19 protein-coding genes are annotated in these 23,996 nt (G+C 64.2%); 16 read left to right on the top strand and 3 right to left on the bottom strand.

Translation table 11 applies throughout. From position 1 onward, the window contains the following. From pepN to PA6_RS24530, 7 genes are all read left to right on the top strand, one after another. Window positions 1-2,658: an aminopeptidase N gene (gene pepN / locus PA6_RS04480; protein ID WP_021699691.1), complete on the top strand. Its 2,658-nt coding sequence runs from the start codon at window positions 1-3 to the stop codon at window positions 2,656-2,658. Between the two features lie 359 nt (window positions 2,659-3,017). Then, on the top strand, window positions 3,018-4,958 hold the full coding sequence (locus PA6_RS04470) for a DUF1302 domain-containing protein (RefSeq protein ID WP_021699690.1): 1,941 nt from the start codon (window positions 3,018-3,020) through the stop codon (window positions 4,956-4,958). Window positions 4,959-5,016: 58 nt separating this feature from the next. Continuing rightward, a complete protein-coding gene (locus tag PA6_RS04465; RefSeq protein WP_021699689.1) occupies window positions 5,017-6,387 on the top strand; it encodes a DUF1329 domain-containing protein in 1,371 nt (456 codons plus the stop codon). A 364-nt stretch (window positions 6,388-6,751) separates the two neighbouring features. Further along, on the top strand, window positions 6,752-8,113 hold the full coding sequence (locus PA6_RS04460) for a DUF1329 domain-containing protein (protein WP_021699688.1): 1,362 nt from the start codon (window positions 6,752-6,754) through the stop codon (window positions 8,111-8,113). Between the two features lie 178 nt (window positions 8,114-8,291). After that, the gene (locus PA6_RS04455) at window positions 8,292-9,368 is read left to right on the top strand and encodes a WD40/YVTN/BNR-like repeat-containing protein (RefSeq protein ID WP_021699687.1); all 1,077 of its coding nucleotides are present in this window, start codon (window positions 8,292-8,294) and stop codon (window positions 9,366-9,368) included. Between the two features lie 27 nt (window positions 9,369-9,395). Then, the gene (locus tag PA6_RS04450) at window positions 9,396-11,771 is read left to right on the top strand and encodes an efflux RND transporter permease subunit (protein WP_021699686.1); all 2,376 of its coding nucleotides are present in this window, start codon (window positions 9,396-9,398) and stop codon (window positions 11,769-11,771) included. A 295-nt stretch (window positions 11,772-12,066) separates the two neighbouring features. Beyond that, complete coding sequence (locus PA6_RS24530) at window positions 12,067-12,201, top strand: hypothetical protein (RefSeq protein WP_370453130.1); 135 nt, start codon at window positions 12,067-12,069, stop codon at window positions 12,199-12,201. A gap of 135 nt (window positions 12,202-12,336) precedes the next feature. Here PA6_RS24530 and PA6_RS04445 read toward each other — a convergent pair whose 3' ends face one another. Both PA6_RS04445 and PA6_RS23310 read right to left on the bottom strand, forming a co-directional pair. Next, window positions 12,337-13,992: an electron transfer flavoprotein-ubiquinone oxidoreductase gene (locus tag PA6_RS04445; protein WP_021699685.1), complete on the bottom strand. Its 1,656-nt coding sequence runs from the start codon at window positions 13,990-13,992 to the stop codon at window positions 12,337-12,339. 10 nt (window positions 13,993-14,002) lie between these two features. Continuing rightward, a complete protein-coding gene (locus PA6_RS23310) occupies window positions 14,003-14,296 on the bottom strand; it encodes a hypothetical protein (protein ID WP_147289526.1) in 294 nt (97 codons plus the stop codon). A 20-nt stretch (window positions 14,297-14,316) separates the two neighbouring features. Between PA6_RS23310 and PA6_RS04440 the strand changes: the two genes are divergently transcribed. Further along, window positions 14,317-15,066: an electron transfer flavoprotein subunit beta/FixA family protein gene (locus PA6_RS04440; RefSeq protein ID WP_021699684.1), complete on the top strand. Its 750-nt coding sequence runs from the start codon at window positions 14,317-14,319 to the stop codon at window positions 15,064-15,066. Beyond that, window positions 15,067-15,996, top strand: a complete 930-nt coding sequence (locus PA6_RS04435) for an electron transfer flavoprotein subunit alpha/FixB family protein (protein ID WP_021699683.1) — start codon at window positions 15,067-15,069, stop codon at window positions 15,994-15,996. It abuts the gene before it with no gap. Between the two features lie 63 nt (window positions 15,997-16,059). On the opposite strand, the gene PA6_RS04430 is transcribed toward PA6_RS04435, so the two are convergent. Further along, window positions 16,060-16,983 (bottom strand): alpha/beta fold hydrolase, encoded by a 924-nt coding sequence (locus PA6_RS04430; RefSeq protein WP_021699682.1) that lies wholly within the window; start codon window positions 16,981-16,983, stop codon window positions 16,060-16,062. 108 nt (window positions 16,984-17,091) lie between these two features. Here PA6_RS04430 and PA6_RS04425 point away from each other — a divergent pair, with 108 nt between their 5' ends. The 7 genes from PA6_RS04425 to PA6_RS22410 all read left to right on the top strand — a co-directional run bounded on the left by PA6_RS04425 (window position 17,092) and on the right by PA6_RS22410 (window position 23,969). Then, a complete protein-coding gene (locus PA6_RS04425; RefSeq protein ID WP_043216282.1) occupies window positions 17,092-17,934 on the top strand; it encodes a substrate-binding periplasmic protein in 843 nt (280 codons plus the stop codon). A 20-nt stretch (window positions 17,935-17,954) separates the two neighbouring features. Beyond that, a complete protein-coding gene (locus PA6_RS04420) occupies window positions 17,955-18,281 on the top strand; it encodes a DUF4398 domain-containing protein (RefSeq protein ID WP_043216280.1) in 327 nt (108 codons plus the stop codon). Between the two features lie 8 nt (window positions 18,282-18,289). Continuing rightward, window positions 18,290-19,087, top strand: coding sequence for an OmpA family protein (locus tag PA6_RS04415; protein ID WP_081693936.1), 798 nt, complete (start codon window positions 18,290-18,292; stop codon window positions 19,085-19,087). A 196-nt stretch (window positions 19,088-19,283) separates the two neighbouring features. Continuing rightward, complete coding sequence (locus PA6_RS04410; RefSeq protein WP_021699678.1) at window positions 19,284-20,720, top strand: aminotransferase-like domain-containing protein; 1,437 nt, start codon at window positions 19,284-19,286, stop codon at window positions 20,718-20,720. A gap of 64 nt (window positions 20,721-20,784) precedes the next feature. Then, complete coding sequence (locus PA6_RS04405; protein ID WP_021699677.1) at window positions 20,785-22,506, top strand: vWA domain-containing protein; 1,722 nt, start codon at window positions 20,785-20,787, stop codon at window positions 22,504-22,506. Next, window positions 22,507-23,091, top strand: a complete 585-nt coding sequence (locus tag PA6_RS04400; protein WP_043216248.1) for an RNA polymerase sigma factor — start codon at window positions 22,507-22,509, stop codon at window positions 23,089-23,091. Next, a complete protein-coding gene (locus tag PA6_RS22410; protein ID WP_021699675.1) occupies window positions 23,088-23,969 on the top strand; it encodes a hypothetical protein in 882 nt (293 codons plus the stop codon). Before PA6_RS04400 ends, PA6_RS22410 begins: the two co-directional genes overlap by 4 nt. The last annotated feature ends 27 nt before the right edge of the window (window positions 23,970-23,996 follow it).

The raw sequence follows: 23,996 nt of genomic DNA, 5'->3' as shown, positions 1-23,996 counted from the left end.
ATGCGTACCGAACAGCCGAAGATGATCTACCTCAAGGACTACCAGGTTCCCGACTACCTGATCGACGAGACCCACCTGACCTTCGAGCTGTTCGAGGACCACACCCTGGTGCACGCCCAGCTGGTGATGCGCCGTAACCCCGATGCCGGCGCCGGCCTTCCGGCGCTGGTGCTGGACGGCCAGCAGCTGGAACTGCTGGAGCTGAAGCTGGACGACCGGGTGCTCGGTGCTGCCGACTACCAGCTGACCGACAGCCACCTGACCCTGCAGCCGACGCAGGAACAGTTCGTCATCGACAGCAGCGTGCGCATCCACCCGGAAAGCAACACCGCGCTGGAGGGCCTGTACAAGTCCAGCGGCATGTTCTGCACCCAGTGCGAGGCCGAGGGCTTCCGCAAGATCACCTACTACCTCGACCGCCCGGACGTGATGAGCACCTTCACCACCACGCTCAGCGCCGAGCAGCATCGCTATCCGGTGCTGCTGTCCAACGGCAACCCGATTGCCAGCGGCAGCGAGGAGGGCGGCCGCCATTGGGCGACCTGGGAAGACCCGTTCAAGAAGCCGGCCTACCTGTTCGCCCTGGTCGCCGGCGACCTCTGGTGCGTGGAAGACCGCTTCACCACCATGAGCGCGCGCGAAGTCACCCTGCGCATCTACGTCGAACCGGAGAACATCGACAAGGTGCAGCACGCCATGGACAGCCTGAAGAAGTCGATGAAGTGGGACGAGGAGGTGTACGGGCGCGAGTACGACCTGGACATCTTCATGATCGTCGCGGTCAACGACTTCAACATGGGCGCCATGGAGAACAAGGGCCTCAACATCTTCAACTCCAGCTGCGTGCTGGCCAAGGCCGAGACCGCCACCGACGCCGCCCACCAGCGCGTCGAGGCGGTGGTGGCCCACGAGTACTTCCATAACTGGTCGGGCAACCGGGTGACCTGCCGCGACTGGTTCCAGCTGTCGCTGAAAGAAGGCTTCACCGTGTTCCGCGATGCCGAGTTCAGTGCCGACATGAACTCGCGCACGGTCAAGCGCATCGAGGACGTGGCCTACCTGCGTACCCACCAGTTCGCCGAGGATGCCGGCCCGATGGCCCACCCGGTGCGCCCGGACAGCTTCATGGAGATTTCCAACTTCTACACCCTGACCGTCTACGAGAAGGGCTCGGAAGTGCTGCGCATGATCCACACCCTGCTCGGGCCGCAGCTGTTCCGTAAGGGGTCGGACCTGTACTTCGCCCGCCACGACGGCCAGGCGGTGACCTGCGATGACTTCATCAAGGCCATGGAGGATGCCAGTGGCGTCGACCTGACCCAGTTCAAGCGCTGGTACAGCCAGGCCGGCACGCCGCGCCTGGAGGTCAGCGAGAGCTACGACGCGGCGGCCAACACCTACCGCCTGCAGCTGCGCCAGAGCTGCCCGGCCACCCCTGGCCAGGCCGAGAAGCTGCCCTTCGTCATCCCGCTGGAGTTGGCCCTGCTCGACGCCCAGGGCCGCGAACTGCCGCTGCAGCTGGTCGGCGAAGACAAGCCGGTCGGCACCAGCCGCGTACTGCAGGTGACCCAGGCCGAGCAGGCCTTCACCTTCGTCAATATCGCCGAGCAGCCGCTGCCTTCGCTGCTGCGCGGCTTCAGCGCGCCGGTCAAGCTGAGCTTCCCCTATAGCCGCGACCAGCTGATGTTCCTTATGCAGCACGATTCCGACGGCTTCAACCGCTGGGAGGCCGGCCAGCAGCTGGCCGTGCAGGTGCTGCAGGAGCTGATCGGCCAGCATCAGCGTGGCGAGCTGCTGGTGCTCGATCCACGCTTGGTCGCCGCCCTGCGCAGCGTGCTGGAGAACGACAGTCTGGATCAGGCCATGGTTGCCGAGATGCTGTCGCTGCCGGGCGAGGGCTACCTGACCGAGATCAGCGACGTGGCCGACGTTGATGCCATTCACGCGGCCCGCGAGTTCGCCCGTGCGCAGCTGGCCGAAGCGCTGTTCGAGCCGCTGTGGGCGCGCTACCAGGCCAACCGCGAGGTGTCGCGCAATACGCCCTATGTGGCCGAGTCGGCCCATTTCGCCCGCCGCAGCCTGCAGAACATCGCGCTGTCCTACCTGATGCTGACCGGCAAGCCGCAGGTGCTGGCCGCAGCTCTGGAACAGTACGAGGCCTGCGACAACATGACCGAGCGCCTCACCGCGCTGGCCGTGCTGGTCAACTCACCGTTCGAGGCGGAGAAGGCCGAGGCGCTCAAGGCCTTTGCCGAGCACTTCAAGGACAATGCGCTGGTCATGGACCAGTGGTTCAGCGTGCAGGCCGCCTGCACCCTGCCGGGCGGCCTGGCCCGTGTGCAGGCGCTGATGCAGCATCCGGCCTTCACGATGAAGAACCCGAACAAGGTGCGCGCGTTGATCGGCGCCTTCGCCGGGCAGAACCTGGTCAACTTCCATGCGGCCGACGGCAGCGGCTACCGCTTCCTGGCCGACCAGGTGATCAGCCTGAACGCCACCAACCCGCAGATCGCCTCGCGCCAGCTCGGCCCGCTGACCCGCTGGCGCAAGTACGACGCTTCGCGCCAGGCGCTGATGCGCGCCGAGCTGGAACGCATCCTGGCCAGCGGCGAGCTGTCCAGCGACGTGTTCGAGGTGGTCAGCAAGAGCCTGGCCTGACCCCGTGCAGGCGTTACCAAGCAAGCGCTCGGTAACGCCTGCTGTTACGCGGTGTTTCCTTTCTGCCTGATCAGCTTTCCTGCTGCGCTCCAGGCCGCGTGCCAGACGCTTTTTCCCCTTCCGAAGCGGTCGATTCTCAAGGTTAAACTGCGCCAGGCAGCAGACAAATTGGGACATCCTCGGGGTTGATTGGCCATTTTTGGGACTGACGTGCCCGAAAGACGAAATTGCTGTTCGTCAGGGCCTTCTTGGTATCGATCTTGAATAGTTTGGGTTCGCTCGCGAAGCCGGCATAGACCGGTACATCGCGCCAGTGGCTCAGAACCCATAACAAGAACAATCGATCCATGGAGTTGCCGATGGCCATCCCCTTGCGCAAGTCACCGCTTTGTCTCGCCCCTGCCAAGGCGGGTTTTGCCTTAGCCGGCCTCATTCCGCTGGTGCTGGCGCTGCCGGCGGGTGCGGTGGAGTTCAGCTTCGTCGACGGCGAAGTGACCGGCTCGCTGGATACCACGCTGTCCTACGGCCAGCTGTACCGGGTGCAGGGCCAGGACAAGACCAATGACGATACCAACGGCAACGACGGCAATCGCAATTTCGACACCGGCCTGGTTTCCGAGGTGTTCAAGGTCACCTCGGACCTGGAGGCCAACTACCAGAACTACGGCCTGTTTGTGCGCGGCACCGCCTTCTATGACACCCAGATCATGGACAAGCGCAACGACAACGACGACTACCGTCCGAGCCAGGGCTATCCGAACAACAATCATTTTTCAGACCGCACCCGCGAGAAGGCTGGGCGCAGTGCCGAGATCCTCGACGCCTACGTCTACGGCAACTGGGACCTGTTCGAAATGCCGCTGACCGTGAAGGTCGGCCGCCAGGTATTCAACTGGGGCGAAGGCATCTTCTATCGTGGCGGTATCAACACCACCAACCCGATCGACGCCGCCAAGTTCCGCCTGCCGGGCTCGGAGCTGAAGGAGGTGCTGGTGCCGGTGGAGGCCTTCAACTTCAACATCGGCCTGACCGACAACCTGTCGCTGGAAGCGTTCTACCAGTGGAACTGGAAGGAGTCGGCCATCGACCCAGCCGGTACCTATTTCGCCGAGACCGACCTGTTCGCAGAAGGTGGGCGTACCGCCTACACCGCCTACGACAACTCGCTGCTGCCGATAGTTATGGATGCCTACGATACCGGCGTCGCGGCCGATCTGCTGGGCAACGGTCCGTTTGGCCCCAACGCCTACCTGGATCGCGAGTTCAACGTGTTCAAGGTGGCCAACGTCGGCAGCGACCTTAACGCCAAGAACGATGGTCAGTACGGTATCGCCCTGCGCTACGTGGCCGAGGAGCTGAATCTCACCGAGTTTGGTTTCTACTTCGTCAACTACCACGCCAAGGAGCCGCAACTGGCGGTTGACCTGACCCACTATGAAGGCGTGGACATGGCTGCACTGGAGGCGCTCTACGGCCCGGCCGGATCGCTGCTGGCGCCGGCGGTCACCACTCTCGACCTGGCCAGCAACGCCGTTGGGCGGCGCAACTATGTCGAAGACATTCGTATGTATGGCCTGAGCTTCAATACCAATATCGGCGAGGCCTCGGTGTTCGGTGAGATCGCTTACCGGCCGAATCTGCCGGTGGCCATCAGCGCTACCAACGACCTGCTCGGCGATCTGCTCGGTCAGGCCTTCTTCGGTCGTACCAACCTGGGTGACGGTGCAGTGCCCAATGATCAGGCCTGTGCCGAGATCTCCGGCAAGCAGCTGTGCCGCAGTGAGATGTTCTACAACCATGAGCGGGTCGAGGCGTTCAACCTGTCTCTGGGGACCATCTACAACTTTGGCCCGGCAATCAGTTTCGACTCGCTGCTGGGCGTCGCGGAAATTGCCTCCGAGCACTACCGCGGCAGCAGCCTCAGCTATACCGCCTATGACGGCAGCAAGCGTGGTTTCACCGGTCGACCGAATGGCTCTTATGTGTCCGGTTATGACGGTGGCGACCAGATAGATCCCGACTCCTATGGCTACACCCTGGCCCTGTCCGGTACCTGGAACGATGTGTATGCCGGGGTCAACCTGTCGCCCTTCGCCGTGTTCAAGCACAACTTCCAGGGCAACTCGCACCAGACCGGCAACTTCGTCGAGGGCGCCATGGCCTATTCGGTGGGCCTGCGCGCCAGCTACCTGAACAGCCTGGAGGCCGAGGTGCAGTACACCGAGTACTACGGTGCCGGGCAGAACAACAGCGGCCGCGACCGCGACAACGTCGGCGTCAACCTCAAGTATTCCTTCTGACCATCCTTTTCAGGGGCGGGCGGTCACGTCGCTCGCCCCGCCAGTACGGAGAAGCACCATGTTGATGAAACACAGGCTGATGAGCGCGGCTATCGCTCTCGCGCTTTCCGCCACCGGCGCCCAGGCCGCCGTTTCCGCCGCGGATGCGGCCAAGCTCGGCAGTACGCTGACCCCCTTCGGCGCGGAAAAGGCCGGCAATGCCGACGGCAGTATCCCAGCCTGGACCGGAGGCATCACCCAGGCGCCGGCCGGCTACAAGGGCAGCGGCCAGCACCATATCGATCCGTTCCCGGACGACAAGCCGCTGTTCACCATCACCAAGGCCAACCTGGAACAGTACAAGGACAAGCTGAGCGCGGGGCAGATCGCCCTGTTCAATGCCTATCCGGAGAGCTTCCAGATGCCGGTGTACCAGAGCCGTCGCTCCGGCTCGGCACCGCAGTGGGTGTATGACAACAGCATCAAGAACGCCACCAGCGCCAAGCTGGTCGAAGGCGGCAACGGTTTCGCCGACGCCTATGGCGGCATTCCGTTTCCGATTCCGCAGAGCGGTCTGGAAGCGCTGTGGAACCACATCGTGCGTTATCGCGGCACCTACATCACCCGTCGCTCGGTGGAGGCGGCCGTGCAGCGCAGCGGCGCCTATTCGCCGGTGGTATCCGAGGTCGAGGCGCTGTTCCGTTACTACGATCCGAAGGGCAGCTACGCCGACCTCAACAACATCCTGTTCTACTACCTGAACTTCACCAAGAGCCCGGCGCGCCTGGCCGGCGGTGCGGCGCTGGTGCACGAGACCCTGGATCAGGTGAAGGAGCCGCGTCAGGCTTGGGCCTATGCGGCCGGGCAACGCCGCGTACGGCGCGCGCCGAACCTGGCCTACGACACGCCGATCGCCGCCTCCGAAGGCCTGCGTACCGCCGACGATACCGACATGTTCAATGGATCGCCGGATCGCTACGAGTGGAAGCTGCTGGGCAAGAAGGAGCTGTACATCCCCTACAACAACTACCGCGTCTCCGCGGCGGGGGTGAAGTACGAGGATGTGCTGAAGATCGGCCACGTCAACCCGACGCTGACCCGCAACGAACTGCACCGCGTCTGGGTGGTGGAAGGCACGCTCAAGCCGGGCGCGCGCCACGTGTATGGCAAGCGCACCCTGTTCCTCGACGAGGACAGCTGGCAGGCCGCCGTGGTCGACCAGTACGACACCCGTGGCGAACTGTGGCGCGTGTCCATCGCCTATCTGAAGAACTACTACGACCTGCCCACCACCTGGTCGGCCATGGAGGCCTTCCACGATCTGCAGAGCCGCCGCTACTACGTGCAGAACCTCGATACCGAGGAGCCGGGCACCGTCAACTTCGCCAAGGCGGTTCCCGAGGACAGCGAGTTCACCCCTTCCGCACTGCGCCGCCGCGGCACCCGCTAAGGCATCGGCTACTCCAGCCGCTCGTTTGAGCGGCCCTCTATCGACCCGGTCCCGTGACCGGGTCGATATTTTTTTGCCTGACCGATAAGCCGCTTGCGGACCTCTGGGTCGCTGTCTCCGCACGTGCGCTGCTTGGCGCTTTTGCCTGGCACAATCTGCTTAACTGCCGCGCGCTCGGGCTGGCATCTTGCCATCCCGGTCATGGGTCATCACCCGCAATGCCCCGATCCACGCGCGCCGGCAGTCCGCGCGCCGGGCATTGCTGCAGGCCTCCCGGAAAGGATGCGGGCTTCCGGCACACCCTGGTGGTGGTGCGTACAGCTGGCCAGCCATGCCTGGCCCGAACGAGTGGAGCACAACAAGAATGTTGAAAGGACTGTTTGCGACGGGGCTGCTGCTGTGCCTGTCGAATGCCGCGCTGGCGGCGGTAAGCGCCGAGGAAGCGGCCAAGCTGGGTAGCAGCCTGACCCCGTTGGGCGGCGACAAGGCGGCCAACGCCGCGGGCACCATTCCCGCCTGGAGCGGTGGCATCACCCAGGCCCCGGCCGGCTATGCCGGGCCGGGCCATCACCATGTCGATCCGTTTGCCGGCGATAAACCGCTGTTCACCATCAGCAAGGCCAACCTGGAGCAGTATCAGGACCACCTGACGCCCGGCCAGCTGGCGCTGTTCCGCACCTATCCGGACAGCTTCCAGATGCCGGTCTACCAGACCCGGCGCAGTGCCTCGGCACCGCAGTGGGTGTACGACAACACCCGGCGCAATGCCGAGAAGGCGCGTCTGCTGGAAGGCGGCAATGGTTTCGCCGAGGCCTATGGCGGCATTCCCTTCCCGATTCCGCAAAGCGGCGTCGAGGCGGTGTGGAACCACGTCGCCCGCTATCGCGGCACCTACGCCGTGCGCCAGTCCTCGGACGCCAGCGTGCAGCGCAACGGCAGCTATGCGCTGATCACCACCCAGCAGGAAGCGCTGTTCAGCTACTACCGCCAAGGCGGTTCGGCCGAGCAGCTGGACAACATGCTGTTCTACTACATGGCCGTGACCAAGGCGCCGGCGCGCCTGGCCGGCGGTGCGCTGCTGGTTCACGAGACCCTCGATCAGGTGCAGGAGGCGCGCCAGGCCTGGGCCTATGCCGCCGGGCAGCGCCGCGTGCGGCGCTCCCCCAGCGTGGCCTACGACACGCCGCTGGGCACCGCCGACAACCTGATGACGGCCGACGACAAGGACATGTTCAACGGCTCGCCGGACCGTTACGACTGGAAGCTGCTGGGCAAGCGGGAGATCTATATTCCCTACAACAACTACCAGCTCTCCAGTCCGGACGTCAGCTACGACCAGCTGATCAAGCCCGGCCACCTCGATCCGCAGTTCACCCGTCACGAACTGCACCGCGTCTGGGTGGTGGAGGGCACGCTCAAGCCGGGCGCACGGCACATCTACGGCAAGCGCACCCTGTATCTCGACGAGGACAGCTGGCAGGTGGCCCTGGCCGATCAGTACGACAGCCGTGGCGAGCTGTGGCGCGTCTCGGTCGCCTACCTGAAGAACTACTACGAGCTACCCACCACCTGGTCGGCGCTGGACGTGTTCCACGATCTGCAGTCCGGTCGCTACTACGTGCAGAACCTCGACAACGAGGAGAACGGCACCAGCGACTTCGGCCAGCCGCTACCGGACGCCAACCACTTCTCGGTGGCGACCCTGCGCCGGGTCGGTACGCGCTGAGCGTAAGCTGAAAGGCCGCCGGCAAAGCCGGCGGCCTTTGACATGACGCTGTCCGAGCGTAACCGGCGCTTAACAAAACATAACGTCACGCCGATTGTCAGGTTTTTCCAAAGCCGTATAGCATGAGCCCGCCTGATAGAAGGCATGAACCCACCTATAAGAATAAAGGGGGAAATATATGCGTGAGCCCGTCATGCGGCGCACCCGCTCCGGCGCCCTGAGTTTCCAGGCCCCGGCCCGTCACCCATCGCCGCTGGCGAAAGCGCTGTCTCTGCTCAGCGTATGTTCCGTTCTGGCCTTTGCCGCGCCTCTGCCGCTGCAGGCCGCGGACGCAGCCACCATTACCTCCATCGAATCGCCCAAGGCCGTGACCAGCCTGCTGCTGGACATCGCCCATGCCGGCAAGCGCCTGGTCGCCGTCGGCGATCGCGGCCACATCCTGTTCTCCGAAGACGCCGGTCGCAACTGGGTGCAGGCCCGCGTGCCCAGCCGCCAGCTGCTGACTGCCGTGTACTTCGTCGATGACAAGCATGGCTGGGCGGTCGGTCACGACGCACAGATCCTCGCCAGCGACGACGGCGGTGCCAACTGGGAACTGCAGCACGAGGACCTGGAGCGCGAAGCGCCGCTGCTGGATATCTGGTTCCGTGATACCAGCACCGGTTACGCCGTCGGCGCCTACGGTGCGCTGCTGGAAACCAGCGACGGCGGCAAGACCTGGAATGATGTCAGCGACCGTCTGGACAACGAGGACGGTTATCACCTCAACGGCATTACCGCGGTGAAGGATGCCGGCCTGTTCGTGGTGGGCGAGGCGGGCAGCATGTTCCGTTCCGCCGATTGGGGACAGACCTGGGAGAAAGTCCAGGGCCCCTACGAGGGTACCCTGTTCGGCGCGCTCGGCACTGCCAGCGCCAATACCCTGGTAGCTTATGGCCTGCGCGGCAACCTGTTCCGCTCCACCGATTTCGGCAAGAGCTGGCAGCAGATCAAGTTGCTCTCCGAGAGCGGTCCGCTGGAGTTCGGCCTGGCCAATGGCAGCCTGCTCAAGGACGGCACCCTGGTCATCGTCGGTCATGGCGGCAGCGTGCTGACCAGCAAGGACGCCGGGCGTGCCTTCACCGTCGTCAACCGTGCCGACCGCGCCTCGCTGGCCGGCGCCACCGATGATGCGGCGGGCAACCTGGTCCTGGTGGGCCAGGGTGGCGTGCACCTCGCTACTCCGACTGGCGTCGAGCCAGGCAAAAAACAATAAGCCGGGGCGAATCAGCATATGAGTTCCATGAACCATCATCAGGACAAGGCGACTTTTCTTGAGCGCCTGATCTTCAACAACCGCCCGGTCGTCATCGCACTGTGCGCGCTGGTCACCATGCTGCTGCTGTGGCAGGCCTCGCACATTCGCCCCTCGACCAGCTTCGAGAAGATGATTCCGCTGGAGCACCCCTTCATCCAGAAGATGCTCGAGCACCGCAACGATCTGGCCAACCTGGGTAACACCGTGCGTATTTCCGTGGAGGCGAAGGATGGCGACATCTTCTCCAAGGAGTACATGGAGACCCTGCGCCAGATCCATGACGAAGTGTTCTATATCGCCGGCGTCGACCGTTCGGGCCTGAAGTCGCTGTGGAGCCCGGCCGTGCGCTGGACTGAAGTGACCGAAGAGGGCTTCGACGGTGGCGAGGTGATTCCGCAGACCTACGACGGCTCTGCCGAGAGCCTGCAGGAGCTGCGCAACAACGTCCTCAAGTCCGGCCAGGTCGGCCGTCTGGTGGCCAACAACTTCAAGTCGAGCATCGTCGACGTACCGCTGCTCGAGCAGTACCCGGACCCGAATGACCAGAGCAAGCTGGTCAAGCTGGACTATCGCCAGTTCTCCCATGAGCTGGAGGAGAAGGTCCGCGAGAAGTACCAGGCGCAGAACCCCAATGTGCAGATCCACATTGTCGGTTTCGCCAAGAAGGTCGGTGACCTGATCGATGGCCTGATCATGGTGGTGGCCTTCTTCGGCATCGCCCTGGGCATCACCCTGGTGCTGCTCTACTGGTTCAGCTGGTGCATCCGTTCGACCATCTCGGTGGTTTCCACCACCCTGATCGCGGTGGTCTGGCAGCTGGGCCTGATGAACCTCGCCGGCTTCGGTCTCGATCCGTATTCGATGCTGGTGCCGTTCCTGATCTTCGCCATCGGCATCTCCCACGGGGTGCAGAAGATCAACGGTATCGCCCTGCAGTCGAGCGATGCCGACAACGCCCTGACGGCCGCGCGGCGGACGTTCCGCCAGCTGTTCCTGCCGGGCATGATCGCCATCCTGGTGGACGCCGTCGGCTTCATCACCCTGCTGGTGATCGACATCGGCGTGATCCGCGAGCTGGCCATTGGCGCCTCCATCGGCGTGGCGGTGATCGTGTTCACCAACCTGATCCTGCTGCCGGTAGCGATTTCCTACATCGGCATCAGCAAGAAGGCGGTCGACCGCAGTAAGCGCGAAGCCGGTCGCGAGCAGCCGTTCTGGCGCCTGCTGTCCAACTTCGCTCACCCGGTGGTGGCGCCGATTTCGGTAGTCATCGCACTGTCCGCCGGCGTGGCCGCGTTCTGGTACCAGAAGGCCAACCTGCAGGTCGGCGACCTCGACCAGGGCGCGCCGGAACTGCGTCCGGACTCGCGCTACAACCAGGACAACAACTTCATTATCAGCAACTACTCGACCAGCTCCGACGTGCTGGTGGTGATGGTCAAGACGCCGAACGAGGGGTGCTCGACCCACGAGACCCTGGCGCCGATGGACCAGCTGATGTGGCGCCTGGAGAACACCGAGGGCGTGCAGTCGGCCATCTCCATGGTCAGCGTGTCCAAGCAGGTGATCAAGGGGATGAACGAGGGCAGCCTCAAGTGGGAGACCCTGTCGCGCAACCCGGACATCCTCAACAACTCCATCGCCCGTGCCGATGGCCTGTACAACGCCGATTGCTCGCTGGCGCCGGTATTGGTGTTCCTCAATGACCACAAGGCCGCGACCCTCAAGCGCGCTGTCGGGGTGGTGCAGGAGTTCGCCGCGGAGAACAACAAGGAAGGCCTGGAGTTCATCCTGGCGGCTGGTAATGCCGGTATCGAGGCGGCCACCAACGAGGTGATCGCCACGTCCGAGCTGAAGATCCTGGTGCTGGTGTACATCTGCGTGGCGCTGATGTGCCTGATCACCTTCCGTTCCTTCGGCGCGATGCTGTGCATCATCCTGCCGCTGATCCTCACCTCCATCCTCGGCAACGCCCTGATGGCCTGGCTGGGTATCGGCGTGAAGGTGGCGACCCTGCCGGTAATCGCGCTGGGCGTGGGCATCGGCGTGGACTACGGCATCTACATCTACAGCCGCCTGGAAAGCTTCCTGCGTGCCGGCATGACGCTGCAGGAGGCTTACTACCAGACCCTGCGCTCCACCGGTAAGGCTGTGCTGTTCACCGGCCTGTGCCTGGCCATCGGCGTGGTCACCTGGATCTTCTCGGCGATCAAGTTCCAGGCCGACATGGGTCTGATGCTGACCTTCATGCTGCTGTGGAACATGTTCGGTGCGCTGTGGCTGCTGCCGGCCCTGGCCCGTTTCCTGATCAAGCCGGAGAAACTGGCTGGCAAGCAGGGCGGTTCGCTGTTCGCCCACTGATCGCTATCACGGCTAGTACAAGGGCTCCCTCGGGAGCCCTTTTTCATTGCCTGCCGACCGCTGGGCTGGGGGCTTTGTTGCCTGCCGGCCGAAGAGTGAGGCATGTGACTGCAGCAGAAGATCGTGCCGTGCCTCTGGTTTGACGAGCAGGCCGAGGGGGCGCTGCCTTCTGCAGCGAAATCTCTCCGGACCCGCGCATCAGGCGGGTGGTTCGCTACGGCGAGGCGTTTTCGAATTGCATGCGGCGCCCAATGGCGGAATTGTATCCCACTTCAACGAGGCCGTTTCCCGGCAGGTGCTATGGAGTGATCAAGCGGAGGTCGATCACTGCTGGGCACGACTGGGTGAAGGCGGGGCACCGCAGGGTCAGCAGATTGCTATGGCCACTGCTGCAGGTGGTGCTCTGGAGATACTGTTGTCCGAGGGGTAGGCAGCGGTACAGCGGGCGACCCAGGCCATGCTGCAGATGAAGAAGCTGGATATCGCCACCCTGCAACGGGCCATCGTCGGCGAACCGCAGGCATGAAAAAGCCGCCTTGCGGCGGCTTCTTCGTCGAGGCTCGAATTACATGTTGGGGTAGTTCGGGCCGCCGGTGCCTTCCGGAGCCACCCAGGTGATGTTCTGGGACGGGTCCTTGATGTCGCAGGTCTTGCAGTGTACGCAGTTCTGCGCGTTGATCTGGAAGCGCTTCTCGCCGTCTTCCTGAGTCACCACCTCGTACACGCCGGCCGGGCAGTAGCGCTGTGCCGGTTCGTCGAACTTCGGCAGGTTGACGGACAGCGGAATGCTGGCGTCGGTCAGCTTCAGGTGGCAGGGCTGCTCTTCCTCGTGGTTGGTGTTGGAGAGGAACACCGAGGAGAGTTTGTCGAAGCTCAGCTTGCCGTCCGGCTTCGGATATTCGATGCGCTGGCACTCGGCCGCCGGCTTCAGGCAGGCGTAGTCCGGCTTGTTATCGTGCAGGGTGACCGGAATCTTGCCGCCGAAGATGTTCTGGTCGATGAAGTTGAACGCACCGCCGGCGATGGCGCCGAACTTGTGGATGGCTGCACCGAAGTTGCGGCTGCGGAACAGCTCGTCGTACAGCCAGCTGGCCTTGAAGCCGTCGACATAGCCATTGAGCAGGTCGCCGCCCTGGCCGTCGGCCAGCAGCACCTCGGCCACGGCCTCGGCGGCCAGCATGCCGGACTTCATGGCGGTGTGGCTGCCCTTGATCTTGGCGAAGTTCAGGGTGCCGAGGTCGCAACCGATCAGGGCGCCGCCCGGGAAGACCATCTTCGGCAGCGAGTTCAGGCCGCCCTTGCAGATGGCGCGAGCACCGTAGGCCACGCGCTTGCCGCCTTCCAGGTACTGGGCAATCACCGGGTGATGCTTGTAGCGCTGGAATTCGTCGAACGGCGACAGGAAGGGGTTGGAGTAGGACAGGTCGACGATCAGACCGACCACTACCTGGTTGTTTTCCAGGTGATAGAGGAAGGAGCCGCCCGGGTTTTCGTCGGACAGCGGCCAGCCGGCGGTGTGCACCACCAGGCCCTGCTCGTGTTTGGCCGGGTCGATGTCCCAGATTTCCTTGATGCCGATGCCGTAATGCTGGGCGTCGGCTTCGGAGTCGAGGTTGAACTTCTTGATCAGCTGCTTGCCGATATGGCCACGGCAGCCTTCGGCGAACAGGGTGTACTTGCCGCGCAGTTCCATGCCGGGGGTGTAGTAGCCTTCCTTCGGATGGCCTTCGCGGTCCACACCGAGGTCGCCGGTGATGATGCCGCGCACCACGCCGTTCTCGTCGATCAGCGCTTCCTGGGCAGCGAAGCCCGGGTAGATCTCGACGCCCAGGGCTTCGGCCTGCTGGGCCAGCCAGCGGCACAGGTTGCCCAGGGAGATGATGTAGTTGCCTTCGTTGTGCATGGTCTTGGGCACAAAGAAGTTCGGTACCTTGGCAGCCTTGTCGGCGCTCTTCAGCAGGTAGATGTCGTCGCGCTTGACTTCAGTGTTCAGCGGGGCGCCCAGTTCCTTCCAGTTGGGGAACAGTTCGTTCAGGGCGCGCGGCTCGAAGACCGCACCGGAGAGGATGTGAGCGCCGACTTCGGAACCCTTCTCGACCACGCAGACGCTGATTTCTTTGCCGGCTTCAGCGGCCTTCTGCTTCAGTCGGCAGGCGGCGGACAGGCCGGAAGGGCCGGCGCCGACGATGACGACGTCGAATTCCATAAATTCGCGTTCCACAGAGAATCTCCTACTCAAGGCTTCTTCGGTGTTGTTGATCTGGCTTGGCTAGGCTTTCTCTGGCCTGCGCGCTGGGCATTATATATACAGACCCTTCGGCGTCCAATACAAACGTTTGTTTGAATTTTCTCAAAGCCTGATAGCGCAAGGGCTGGCGCCAGATAAAAGGGCGGTTTTTCGTGTTGACCGAAAAAGGCGTTCCGGTCAAGATACGGTCGGTTTTGCGTTCGCCGTATGGGCTGACCGTCGGTTCCGGCCGACTAGCATCACCGGCCAGGCTCGCCTTGGCGACATTCTTATTCACCGGAGAGTAACGAGGAATCCATGAAGGTTCTTGTAGCTGTCAAACGAGTGGTCGACTACAACGTCAAAGTCCGCGTCAAAGCGGACAACTCCGGCGTCGACCTCGCCAACGTCAAGATGTCGATGAACCCCTTCTGCGAAATTGCCGTCGAAGAGGCCGTTCGCCTGAAAGAGAAGGGCGTCGCTAGCGAGATCGTCGTCGTCACCATCGGCCCGAACGCCGCTCAGGAACAACTGCGCACCGCCCTGGCCCTGGGCGCTGACCGTTCCATCCTGGTCGAGACCAACGAAGAGCTGAACTCCCTGGCCGTGGCCAAGCTGCTGAAAGCCGTGGTCGACAAGGAGCAGCCGCAACTGGTCATCATGGGCAAGCAAGCCATCGACAGCGACAACAACCAGACCGGCCAGATGCTGGGCGCCCTGACCGGCTTCGCCCAGGGCACCTTCGCCTCCAAGGTCGAAGTGGCTGGCGACAAGGTCAACGTGACTCGCGAAATCGACGGCGGCCTGCAGACCGTCGCCCTGGCCCTGCCGGCGATCGTCACCACCGACCTGCGTCTGAACGAGCCGCGCTACGCGTCGCTGCCGAACATCATGAAAGCCAAGAAGAAGCCGCTGGACGTGGTTACCCCGGACGCCCTGGGCGTTTCCACCACCTCCACCGTCAAGACCCTGAAAGTCGAAGCGCCTGCTGCCCGCAGCGCCGGCATCAAGGTCAAGTCCGTGGCTGAACTGGTCGAGAAACTGAAGAACGAGGCGAAGGTAATCTAAATGACTATCTTGGTTGTTGCTGAACACACTAACGCCGCTCTGGCCGCTGCCACCCTGAACACCGTGGCCGCCGCTCAGAAAATCGGTGGTGACATTCACGTTCTGGTCGCTGGCGCCAACGCCGGTGCCGCTGCCGAAGCCGCTGCCAAAATCGCTGGCGTGAGCAAGGTACTGGTCGCCGATAACGCCGCCTTCGCCAACCAGCTGCCGGAAAACGTCGCTCCGCTGGTTGCCGAACTGGGTAAGGGCTACAGCCACATCCTGGCTGCCGCCACCAGCAACGGTAAGAACATCCTGCCGCGCGTCGCCGCTGCCCTGGATGTTGACCAGATCTCCGAGATCATCGCCGTTGAAAGCGCCGACACCTTCAAGCGCCCGATCTATGCCGGTAACGCCATCGCTACCGTGCAATCCTCGGCCGCCGTGAAAGTGATCACCGTACGTGGCACCGGCTTCGATGCCGCTGCTGCCGAAGGCGGCTCCGCTGCCATCGAAGCCGTGGCTGCTGGCGGCGACGCCGGCAAGTCGTCCTTCGTCGGCGAAGAGCTGGCCAAGTCCGACCGTCCGGAACTGACCGCTGCCAAGATCGTCGTATCCGGCGGCCGTGGCATGGGCAACGGTGACAACTTCAAGCACCTGTACGCCCTGGCCGACAAGCTGGGCGCTGCCGTCGGCGCTTCCCGCGCTGCCGTCGACGCCGGCTTCGTGCCGAACGACATGCAGGTCGGCCAGACTGGCAAGATCGTCGCGCCGCAGCTGTACATCGCGGTCGGCATCTCCGGTGCCATCCAGCACCTGGCCGGTATGAAGGACTCCAAAGTGATCGTCGCGATCAACAAGGACGAAGAAGCCCCGATCTTCCAGGTGGCTGACTACGGCCTGGTCGCTGACCTGTTCGAAGCCGTACCGGAGCTCGAGAAACTGGTCTGATCCGGTTTCCCGAACCAACAAAAAACCCGCTCGATGAGCGGGTTTTTTGCTTTCCGGGGTTGGCTATTTCAGGCTGTCGAGGAACGCCTGGTAGTGCCGGGCCGTGTCCTCGGGGCGCTCGATCATCGGCGCATGGCCGCAGTCCGGCATGATCACCACGCTCGGCTGCTTCAGCAGTGGCTTCATCACCTCGATGCTGGAAACATCCAGCACGCGGTCCTGCTCGCCCCACAGCAGCAGCGTCGGTACCTGGATCTTCGGCAGCTCCGGTTCCAGCGGCACATAGCGCTCGCGTAACTGGCTGAATATCTTGTCGTAGATCGCCTGGTTGGCCATCGATTGCTCGGCGAAGTGGCGCTTGAGCGACTCCGGCAGGGGTGGCGGGTTGACGAAGACGAAGCGCATCAGCGCATCGAAGTCCTCGGCCCGGCGCACCACCAGCGGATTCGGCTCGCCGCGTTCGATCATGGCGAACATCTCGCTCTTGCGTGGCGAGGTGACGCCGGCATTGTCCAGCAGGGCGACGCTCAGGACCTGTTCGGGATGGCGCACGGCATAGAGCGCGGCGATGTGGCCGCCCATCGAGTTGCCGACCAGGTGCAGGCGGGTGAGGCCCAGTGTCTTGGCGAAGGCATGTACGCGCTCGGTCTGGCTGGCGACGTCATAGTCGATGTCCGGCTTGCTGCTTTCGCCGAATCCCGGCAGGTCCAGCGCGATCACCCGGTAGTCCTTGAAGTGGCGGGCGAAACGCAGCCAATTGTCGCGGTTGGCGCCGAATCCATGGATCATCAGCAGGGTTGGGGCGTCGGCCGGGCCACCTTCGTAGTAATGTAGAGTCAGGCCATCCACGTTGACCGTGCGCGGGGTGAGCCCGGCAAGCTGGCGCTCGACCAGCTGCACGCTGGCGAGCAGCGCGGTGGGGGAGAGGTAGAGGGTGCCGGCGACACAGGCCAGCAGCACCACAAGGCCAAGGACGAGCTTTTTCATCGCGGAATCCTTATCGCTAATTATTATTAGGCGTGTCAGTTACGCTAGCATGAAGCGGGGTTGGCCGGTGAGGCCGATGTCCGCACCCAGATCGAACCGGGGCTACCGATGCGTGAAATGCGAGTGTTGAAAACCCTTTGCCTGCTGGCGGCAGTCCTGCTCAGCGGGCCGCTGTTTGCCGCCGGCAAGTGCGAGCGCCTGGTGGCCACCGGCAATCCGGAATATCCGCCTTACCTGTGGCGCGACCCGCAGAGCCCGCAGCACCTGATCGGCGCCAATGCCGACCTGCTGGCGCTGATCGGCGAGCAATTGGGCGTGAAGATCGAGATGCTCTATACCGGCCCCTGGTCCCGCGCCCAGGACGAGGTGCGCACCGGTCGGGTCGATCTGCTGGCCGGCGCCTTCCTCACTCTGCCGCGCCTGGAATACATGGACTATGTGCATCCGGCTTTCTTCAACACCCCCAGCGTGGTCTGGGTGCGCAAGGGGCAGGGCTTCCCCTACAGCGGCTGGGAAGACCTGCGCGGGCGCACCGGCGGCACGCTGGTGCACAACAGCTTCGGTCAGCAGTTCGACGCCTTCGCCAAGGCCAATCTCAACGTCGAGGAGGTACCCAGCCTGATCCAGGCCTTCCAGAAGCTGCTGCTGGGGCGCACCGACTATGTGCTCTACGAGCGCTACCCGGGTGTGGCACTGGCCAACACCCAGGGCATGCTGGAGAGCCTGGAGACACTGGAGCCGCCGATTTCCAGCGAGGGCTTGTACCTGACCCTGGCGCACGACTCGGCCTGTAATGATCCCTGGCTGCGCGGACAGCTGGCGAAAAAAATGACAGAATTGACCGCCGCCGGCCTGCCGGAAACCCTTCTGCAGCGCAACCTGGAGCGCTGGAAGGCGCAGCAGCTGCAGGCCGCCGACGTACCCCCGCAAAAGCAGGAACAGTCTCAGTGAACCGACTTCTACCCCTTGGCCTGGCTGTGCTGGCCCTGGCCGGCTGCGCCAACGACCCGGCGCCGCGCGAGCAGATGCGCCTGACTACCCAGGCCGTCGAGCAGGCTCGTGCCGTCGGCGCGGACGCGCAGATCGAGGAAATGCAGCTGGCCGAGAAGAAGCTCGCCCGTGCCGAGAAGAACATGGGCGAGGAAGACTACAAGCGCGCCCGGGTCTTCGCCGAGCAGGCCGAGCTGGACGCGCGCCTGGCCGAGGCCAGGGTGCTCAATCAGAAGAGCCAGAAGCAGCTCGACGAACTGAATGCGCGCATCACCCGCTTGCGCAAGCAACTGGGGGAGCTGCCGTAATGTCGAAGATGATCCTGAACAGTGGGCTGCTGCTGTCTCTGGCACTGCTTGCCGGTTGCGCCAGCCAGCACAGCCAGCAGGTGCTGGGTGAGGCCGAGGCGAGCTTCCAGCAGGTCAAGGAAGATCCGAATGTGCTGCGCAGCGCGCCCAAGGACGTGATCCGTGCTGGCGAATCGCTGGCCCGCGCCGAGCGCTTGTCCAGCTACTGGGGCAGCGCCGACGATGTGGTGCACTATGCCTACCTCAGTCAGCGCTACAGCCAGATTGCCCGCCAGCACGCCGACCTCGTGCTCAATCAGGAGCGCCTGGCCAGGCTCGAACTGGAGCGCGAGCGCCTGCAACTGGCCCTGCGCGAGGCCAAGCTGCTCGGTGCCCAGCAGCAGGGGCAGTGGCTGGAAGAGCAGGTGGTCAACCTGGCCGCCAGCGAAACCGACCGTGGCCTGGTGATGACGCTGGGTGATGTGCTGTTCGATGCCGGCCGTACCGAGCTCAAGGCTTCGGCCAACCGCACTATTCTCAAGCTGGTGCAGTTCCTCCAGATCAACCCCCGGCGCAACATCCGCATCGAGGGCTATACCGACAACCGCGGCGTATCGGCGGAGAATCTGGAGCTGTCGCGCGCCCGTGCCCAGGCCGTGGCTGACGTGCTGGTCGACCTCGGTATCGATGCCCGGCGCATGCAGGTCAAAGGTTATGGCGAGGCCCATCCGCTGGCGGAGAATGCTTCGGCCAAGGGCCGTGCGCAGAACCGTCGGGTCGAGATCCTCATCTCCGACGAACAGGGCAAGCTCGGCGACTACCGCTGAGAACCTAGGCGTCCTTACAAACCCCGGTGCCCTGGCCCGGGGTTTTTTGTTCGACCAAAGTCTAATGAGGCCTGCGCAGCGGCTCACCTAAGCTGTAACAGCTGCAACTGTACTGCTGGCATAAAATCCGACTGTACCGCCAAGTTTCAACTGTATTTGGCTACTGTTGCGGTTCAGTAGTGAAAGGAGCCTCCTCATGACCAGTTTGTTGCTTTACCAGCGCATCGCCCAGCAGCTGGCCGAGGATATCCGTCGCGGTGTCTACCAGCCGGGCGAGCGCGTGCCCTCGGTGCGCAAGATGAGCTCGCAGCTCAGCGTCAGCCACGCCACCGTGCTGCAGGCCTATGCCAACCTCGAAGACATGGGCCTGATCCGCGCCCGCCCGCAGTCCGGCTTCTACGTGCACCAGACCGCCGGTCTGACCGCGCCGACCCCGGATATCGCAAGGGTCGAGCGGCCCTCCATGGTCACCCGCAGCAGCATTATCAGCCAGGTGCTCACCGAGTCGCGCCAGGAAGGGGTGTTCCCCCTCGGCGCCGCCGTGCCGCATGTCGACTACCTGCCAGTGCGCTCGCTGCACCAGCAGCTGGCCAAGGTCACCCGCTTCCAGAGCCCGCGCGCCTTCAGCTACATGTTCAGCCCCGGCTACGAGCCGCTGCGGCGCCAGGTGGCGATCCGCATGCGCGATGCCGGCGTGGTGGTCGATCCGTCCGAGGTGGTGATCACCCACGGCTGCGTGGATGCCATTCACATGGCCCTGCGGGTGATGACCCAGCCGGGCGACCTGATCGCCGCCGAGTCGCCGACCTACTACGGCCTGCTGCAACTGGCCGAGGTGCTCGGGCTGAAAGTCATCGAGATTCCCAGTGACCCGACCACCGGGCTGAGCCTGGAGGCCCTGCAGCTGGCTGCCAACCAGTGGCCGATCAAGGCACTGGTGCTCACCGCGCGGCTGTCCAATCCGCTCGGTGGCAGCATTCCCGAGGAGCGCCAGAAGCAGCTGCTGCGCCTGACTGCCGACCACGGCATCCGCGTGATCGAGGACGACATCTACGGCGAGCTGCTGTTCGAGCCGGGCCGCAGTAAGGCGCTCAAGGCCTATGATCGCGACGACCAGGTGGTTTACTGCTCGAGCTTCTCCAAGACCCTGTCGCCGGGCGTGCGCATTGGCTGGATCATCGCCGGGCGCTACCAGGAGGAGGTGGAGCGGCTGCAGACCTTCAGCACCCATTCGGCCTGCAGCGTGACCCAGATGGGCGTGGCCGCCTACCTGGAGAATGGCGGCTACGACCGCCACCTGCGCCATATCCGCCAGGAGTACCGCAAGAACATGACCGCCTATCAGCTGGCGGTGCAGCAGCACTTCCCGGAAGGCACGCAGATGACCCGGCCCCACGGCGGCTTCATCCTCTGGGTCAGTCTGCCAGGCAAGGTCAGCGCCCAGGAGCTGCATGTGCGTGCGCTGCAGCAGGGCATCAGCATTGCCCCGGGGCTGATCTTCAGTAACACCGAGCAGTTCAACAACTGTCTGCGGCTGACCTGTGGCGTGCCGTGGAACCGCGAGTCCGAGCGGGCGATCATCACGCTCGGCACCCTGGCCAGGCAGCTCTGCCAGGAAAATTCGGCGGCTTAACCCGAATCGGATGCCGGTGTCGTCTACCCGGGCGAATGGATTTTTCGCCCGAGGAGACCCCACCATGTCCAGCATCGCCCCCCAACCTCTGCTCGCCGGCTTCGGCGCCACTCTGCTGCTGGGCCTGGCGGCCTGCAGCGCCTCCAACGATGAGCCTGCCGCCAGCGTCGTCGCGCCGCCCAAGCTGAAGCAGGAAGTGCTGCACGAAGCAGCGGATGGCAACGCTTCCTACGCCCCGCAACCCTCGGTCGCGGCGGAATCGATGGAAGCCCGCAAGGCGGTGCCACAGCTTATGCCGATGATCGCCCCGGCGGCGCCGCTGGCCGACAGCGCTGCCTTCGGCTACCAGGACGTCTACCGCGAGCAGTACCAGAAGATCGAGAGCAGCCCGGTGCAGGCCGTGGCCCAGCAGCCGGTATCGACCTTCAGCATCGATGTCGATACTGGCGCCTACGCCAACGTGCGGCGCTTCCTCAACGACGGCAGCCTGCCGCCCAAGGACGCGGTGCGCCTGGAGGAGCTGGTCAACTACTTCCCCTACGCCTATCCCAAGCCCGATGGCGACGTGCCGTTCAGCGTCGCCACCGAGCTGGCGACCACGCCGTGGAACCCCGAGACCCGCCTGCTGCGCGTGGCGATCAAGGCCACTGAGCTGAGCTCTGCCGAGCTGCCTCCGGCCAACCTGGTGTTCCTGGTCGACGTGTCCGGCTCCATGGACCGCCGCGAGGGCCTGCCGATGGTGCAGAGCACGCTCAAGCTGCTGGTCGATCAGCTGCGCCCGCAGGATCGCGTGGCCCTGGTCACCTATGCCGGCAATGCCAGCGTGGTGCTGGAGTCGACCGCCGGCAGCGAGAAGGCCAAGATTCGCAGCGCCATCGACCAGCTCACTGCGGGCGGCTCCACCGCCGGCGAGTCGGGTATCCAACTGGCTTATCAGGAAGCGCAGAAGGGCCTGCTCAAGGGCGGCATCAACCGCATCCTGCTGGCCACCGATGGCGACTTCAATGTCGGTATCAGCGACTTCGAGACGCTCAAGCAGCTGGCCGCCGACAAGCGCAAGACCGGTGTCTCGCTGACCACCCTTGGCTTCGGCACCGACAACTACAACGAGCAGCTGATGGAGCAGCTGGCCGATGCCGGTGACGGCAACTACGCCTACATCGACAACCTGCGTGAGGCGCGCAAGGTGCTGGTCGACCAGCTCAGCTCGACCCTGGCCGTGGTGGCCAAGGACGTGAAGATCCAGGTCGAGTTCAACCCGGCTGAAGTCAGCGAATACCGCCTGCTGGGCTACGAGAACCGCGCCCTGAAGCGCGAGGACTTCAGCAACGACAAGGTCGACGCCGGCGAGATCGGTGCCGGACATACCGTCACCGCCCTCTATGAAGTGGTGCCGGTGGGCGCCAAGGGCTGGCTGGAGCCGCTGCGCTATGCCCAGGCCAATGAAAAGCCGGGCAAAGCCGGCGAGATCGCCTGGCTGCGCCTGCGCTACAAGGCGCCAGAAGGTGGCGCCAGCCAGTTGGTCGAGCGCCCGATCGGCAAGGGCCAGGCGACGCCGATCAACCAGGCCAGCGATGACCTGCGCTTCGCCGCGGCGGTAGCCGCCTTCGCCCAGCAGCTCGGGGATGCCAAGTACACCGGCGACTTCTCCCTGGCCGACAGCGCCAGGCTGGCACGCGGCGACAAGGGCGAGGACCCGTTCGGCCTGCGCGGCGAGTTCGTGCAGCTGGTCGAACTGGCGCAGAGCCTGCAAACTCCGCAAAACGTTCAAGTCAGGGCCGACTAATTGAACCAACCCATGAGAGACGATGACGCCGCGCTGCTGCGGCGTTATCGCAACGGCGAGGCGGCCGCGTTCACCCAGCTTTACGAGCGCCACCGTCTCGGCCTGTTCCGTTTCCTCCTTGGCCTGTGCGGCGACCATGCGCTGGCCGAGGAGGTATTCCAGGACACCTGGATGAGCCTGATCCGCAGCGCCAGCGAGCAGCGCGAGGCGGTACTGTTCAAGACCTGGCTGTACCAGATCGCGCGCAATCGCCTGATCGACCACTGGCGCAAGAGCGGTCGCCACCAGGGAAAGCTCGCTGAGTACGATGAGACGCAGCACGCCAGCGCCGACCCGGGCCCCGGCCCTGAGCAGCAGCTGCTGCTCAGCCGCGACCAGGAGCGCCTGCAGGCGGCACTGGCCGACCTGCCCGAGGAGCAGCGCGAGGTGTTCCTGCTGCGCGCCCATGGCGACATGGAGCTGGCGGAGATCGCTGAACTGACCCGAACCCCGGCGGAAACCGTGAAGAGCCGCCTGCGTTATGCGTTGAACAAGTTGCGTCGGCTGCTGGCCGATCCGGCTTCGGCCGAGGAGGTATCCGCATGAGCCAACAACCCCACGATCTGCAGCAGGAGCGCGAGCTGCTGGAGCATTTCCGCCAGCACAGCCAGGGCGAGCCTTCCGCCGCCGTGGATGCGCTGATCCTCGATGCCGCGCGCCAGGCCGTGAGCCCGCCGGCACCCCGGCCGAATCCTGTCCAGCGCCTACATGCCTGGTTGTTCGGCGCCGGCAGCCGCACCCGCTGGTCGGTGGCCGTGGCGGGTCTGGCCGTCGTCGGTATCGGTCTCAACCTGGCGCTGCATACCCGCGATCAGTTGCCGCAAACCTACGACGCGCCGGCGCCGGCCTCTGCCCCGGCACTACAGGAAATGGCTCCGGTCATGGAAGCGCGCAAGCAGAGCGCGGAGCCTGAGTACAAGAAGGCCGAACAGGCGCAGCGCTCGAGCGCAGGCTCGACTTCTTTTGCCGTCTCGCCGGCGGCCAACGCCGCGCCAAGGCCAATAGCACCGCCCGCGCCGCAGGCCGCAGCGCCGGTTGGGGCGTTGGCTGATTCCGTAGCGCCGGTCGAGACCGATGTGGCTCGTGATCAGGCTCAGGCGACTGCCATGCTCAAGCAGAAGGCCCAGGCCGCAGCCATAAGCAGTGAGGCTCTAGAAAAGCCCCTGGCAGAGGCATCGCCCAAGGTGCTGCAAGAGACGCTTAACGAGGACCAGCTGGCCGAAACTCTGGGGCATTCCTCCGTGCCTGAGGCGCCGCCACTGGAGCTGCGTCTGCACACGCTGCTGCAGCTGCGGCGCGAGGGTAAACAGGCGGAGGCGGACAGGCTGCTGGCCGCGCTGAAACAGGAGTTCCCGCAGCGTGATCTGGAGTCGGAACTCAAGCGCCTGCAACGCGAGGCAGAAAAGCCGGCCAGTTCCCGCTAGGCATGCTGCAGGGCGGTAGAATGCCGC

The sequence above is a fragment of the Aquipseudomonas alcaligenes NBRC 14159 genome (assembly GCF_000467105.1).
GTDB classification, from domain to species: Bacteria; Pseudomonadota; Gammaproteobacteria; order Pseudomonadales; family Pseudomonadaceae; genus Aquipseudomonas; species Aquipseudomonas alcaligenes.
The sequence above is the reverse complement of the archived record's forward strand: the minus strand, read 5'-3'. Positions and strand labels throughout refer to the sequence as shown.

Coding starts and splice junctions, on each gene's coding strand:
- pepN (WP_021699691.1), top strand. CDS start 1: ATGCGTACCGAACAGCCGAAGATGATCTACCTCAAGGACTACCAGGTT.
- PA6_RS04470 (WP_021699690.1), top strand. CDS start 3,018: ATGGCCATCCCCTTGCGCAAGTCACCGCTTTGTCTCGCCCCTGCCAAG.
- PA6_RS04465 (WP_021699689.1), top strand. CDS start 5,017: ATGTTGATGAAACACAGGCTGATGAGCGCGGCTATCGCTCTCGCGCTT.
- PA6_RS04460 (WP_021699688.1), top strand. CDS start 6,752: ATGTTGAAAGGACTGTTTGCGACGGGGCTGCTGCTGTGCCTGTCGAAT.
- PA6_RS04455 (WP_021699687.1), top strand. CDS start 8,292: ATGCGTGAGCCCGTCATGCGGCGCACCCGCTCCGGCGCCCTGAGTTTC.
- PA6_RS04450 (WP_021699686.1), top strand. CDS start 9,396: ATGAACCATCATCAGGACAAGGCGACTTTTCTTGAGCGCCTGATCTTC.
- PA6_RS04440 (WP_021699684.1), top strand. CDS start 14,317: ATGAAGGTTCTTGTAGCTGTCAAACGAGTGGTCGACTACAACGTCAAA.
- PA6_RS04435 (WP_021699683.1), top strand. CDS start 15,067: ATGACTATCTTGGTTGTTGCTGAACACACTAACGCCGCTCTGGCCGCT.
- PA6_RS04430 (WP_021699682.1), bottom strand. CDS start 16,983: ATGAAAAAGCTCGTCCTTGGCCTTGTGGTGCTGCTGGCCTGTGTCGCC.
- PA6_RS04425 (WP_043216282.1), top strand. CDS start 17,092: ATGCGTGAAATGCGAGTGTTGAAAACCCTTTGCCTGCTGGCGGCAGTC.
- PA6_RS04415 (WP_081693936.1), top strand. CDS start 18,290: ATGATCCTGAACAGTGGGCTGCTGCTGTCTCTGGCACTGCTTGCCGGT.
- PA6_RS04410 (WP_021699678.1), top strand. CDS start 19,284: ATGACCAGTTTGTTGCTTTACCAGCGCATCGCCCAGCAGCTGGCCGAG.
- PA6_RS04405 (WP_021699677.1), top strand. CDS start 20,785: ATGTCCAGCATCGCCCCCCAACCTCTGCTCGCCGGCTTCGGCGCCACT.
- PA6_RS22410 (WP_021699675.1), top strand. CDS start 23,088: ATGAGCCAACAACCCCACGATCTGCAGCAGGAGCGCGAGCTGCTGGAG.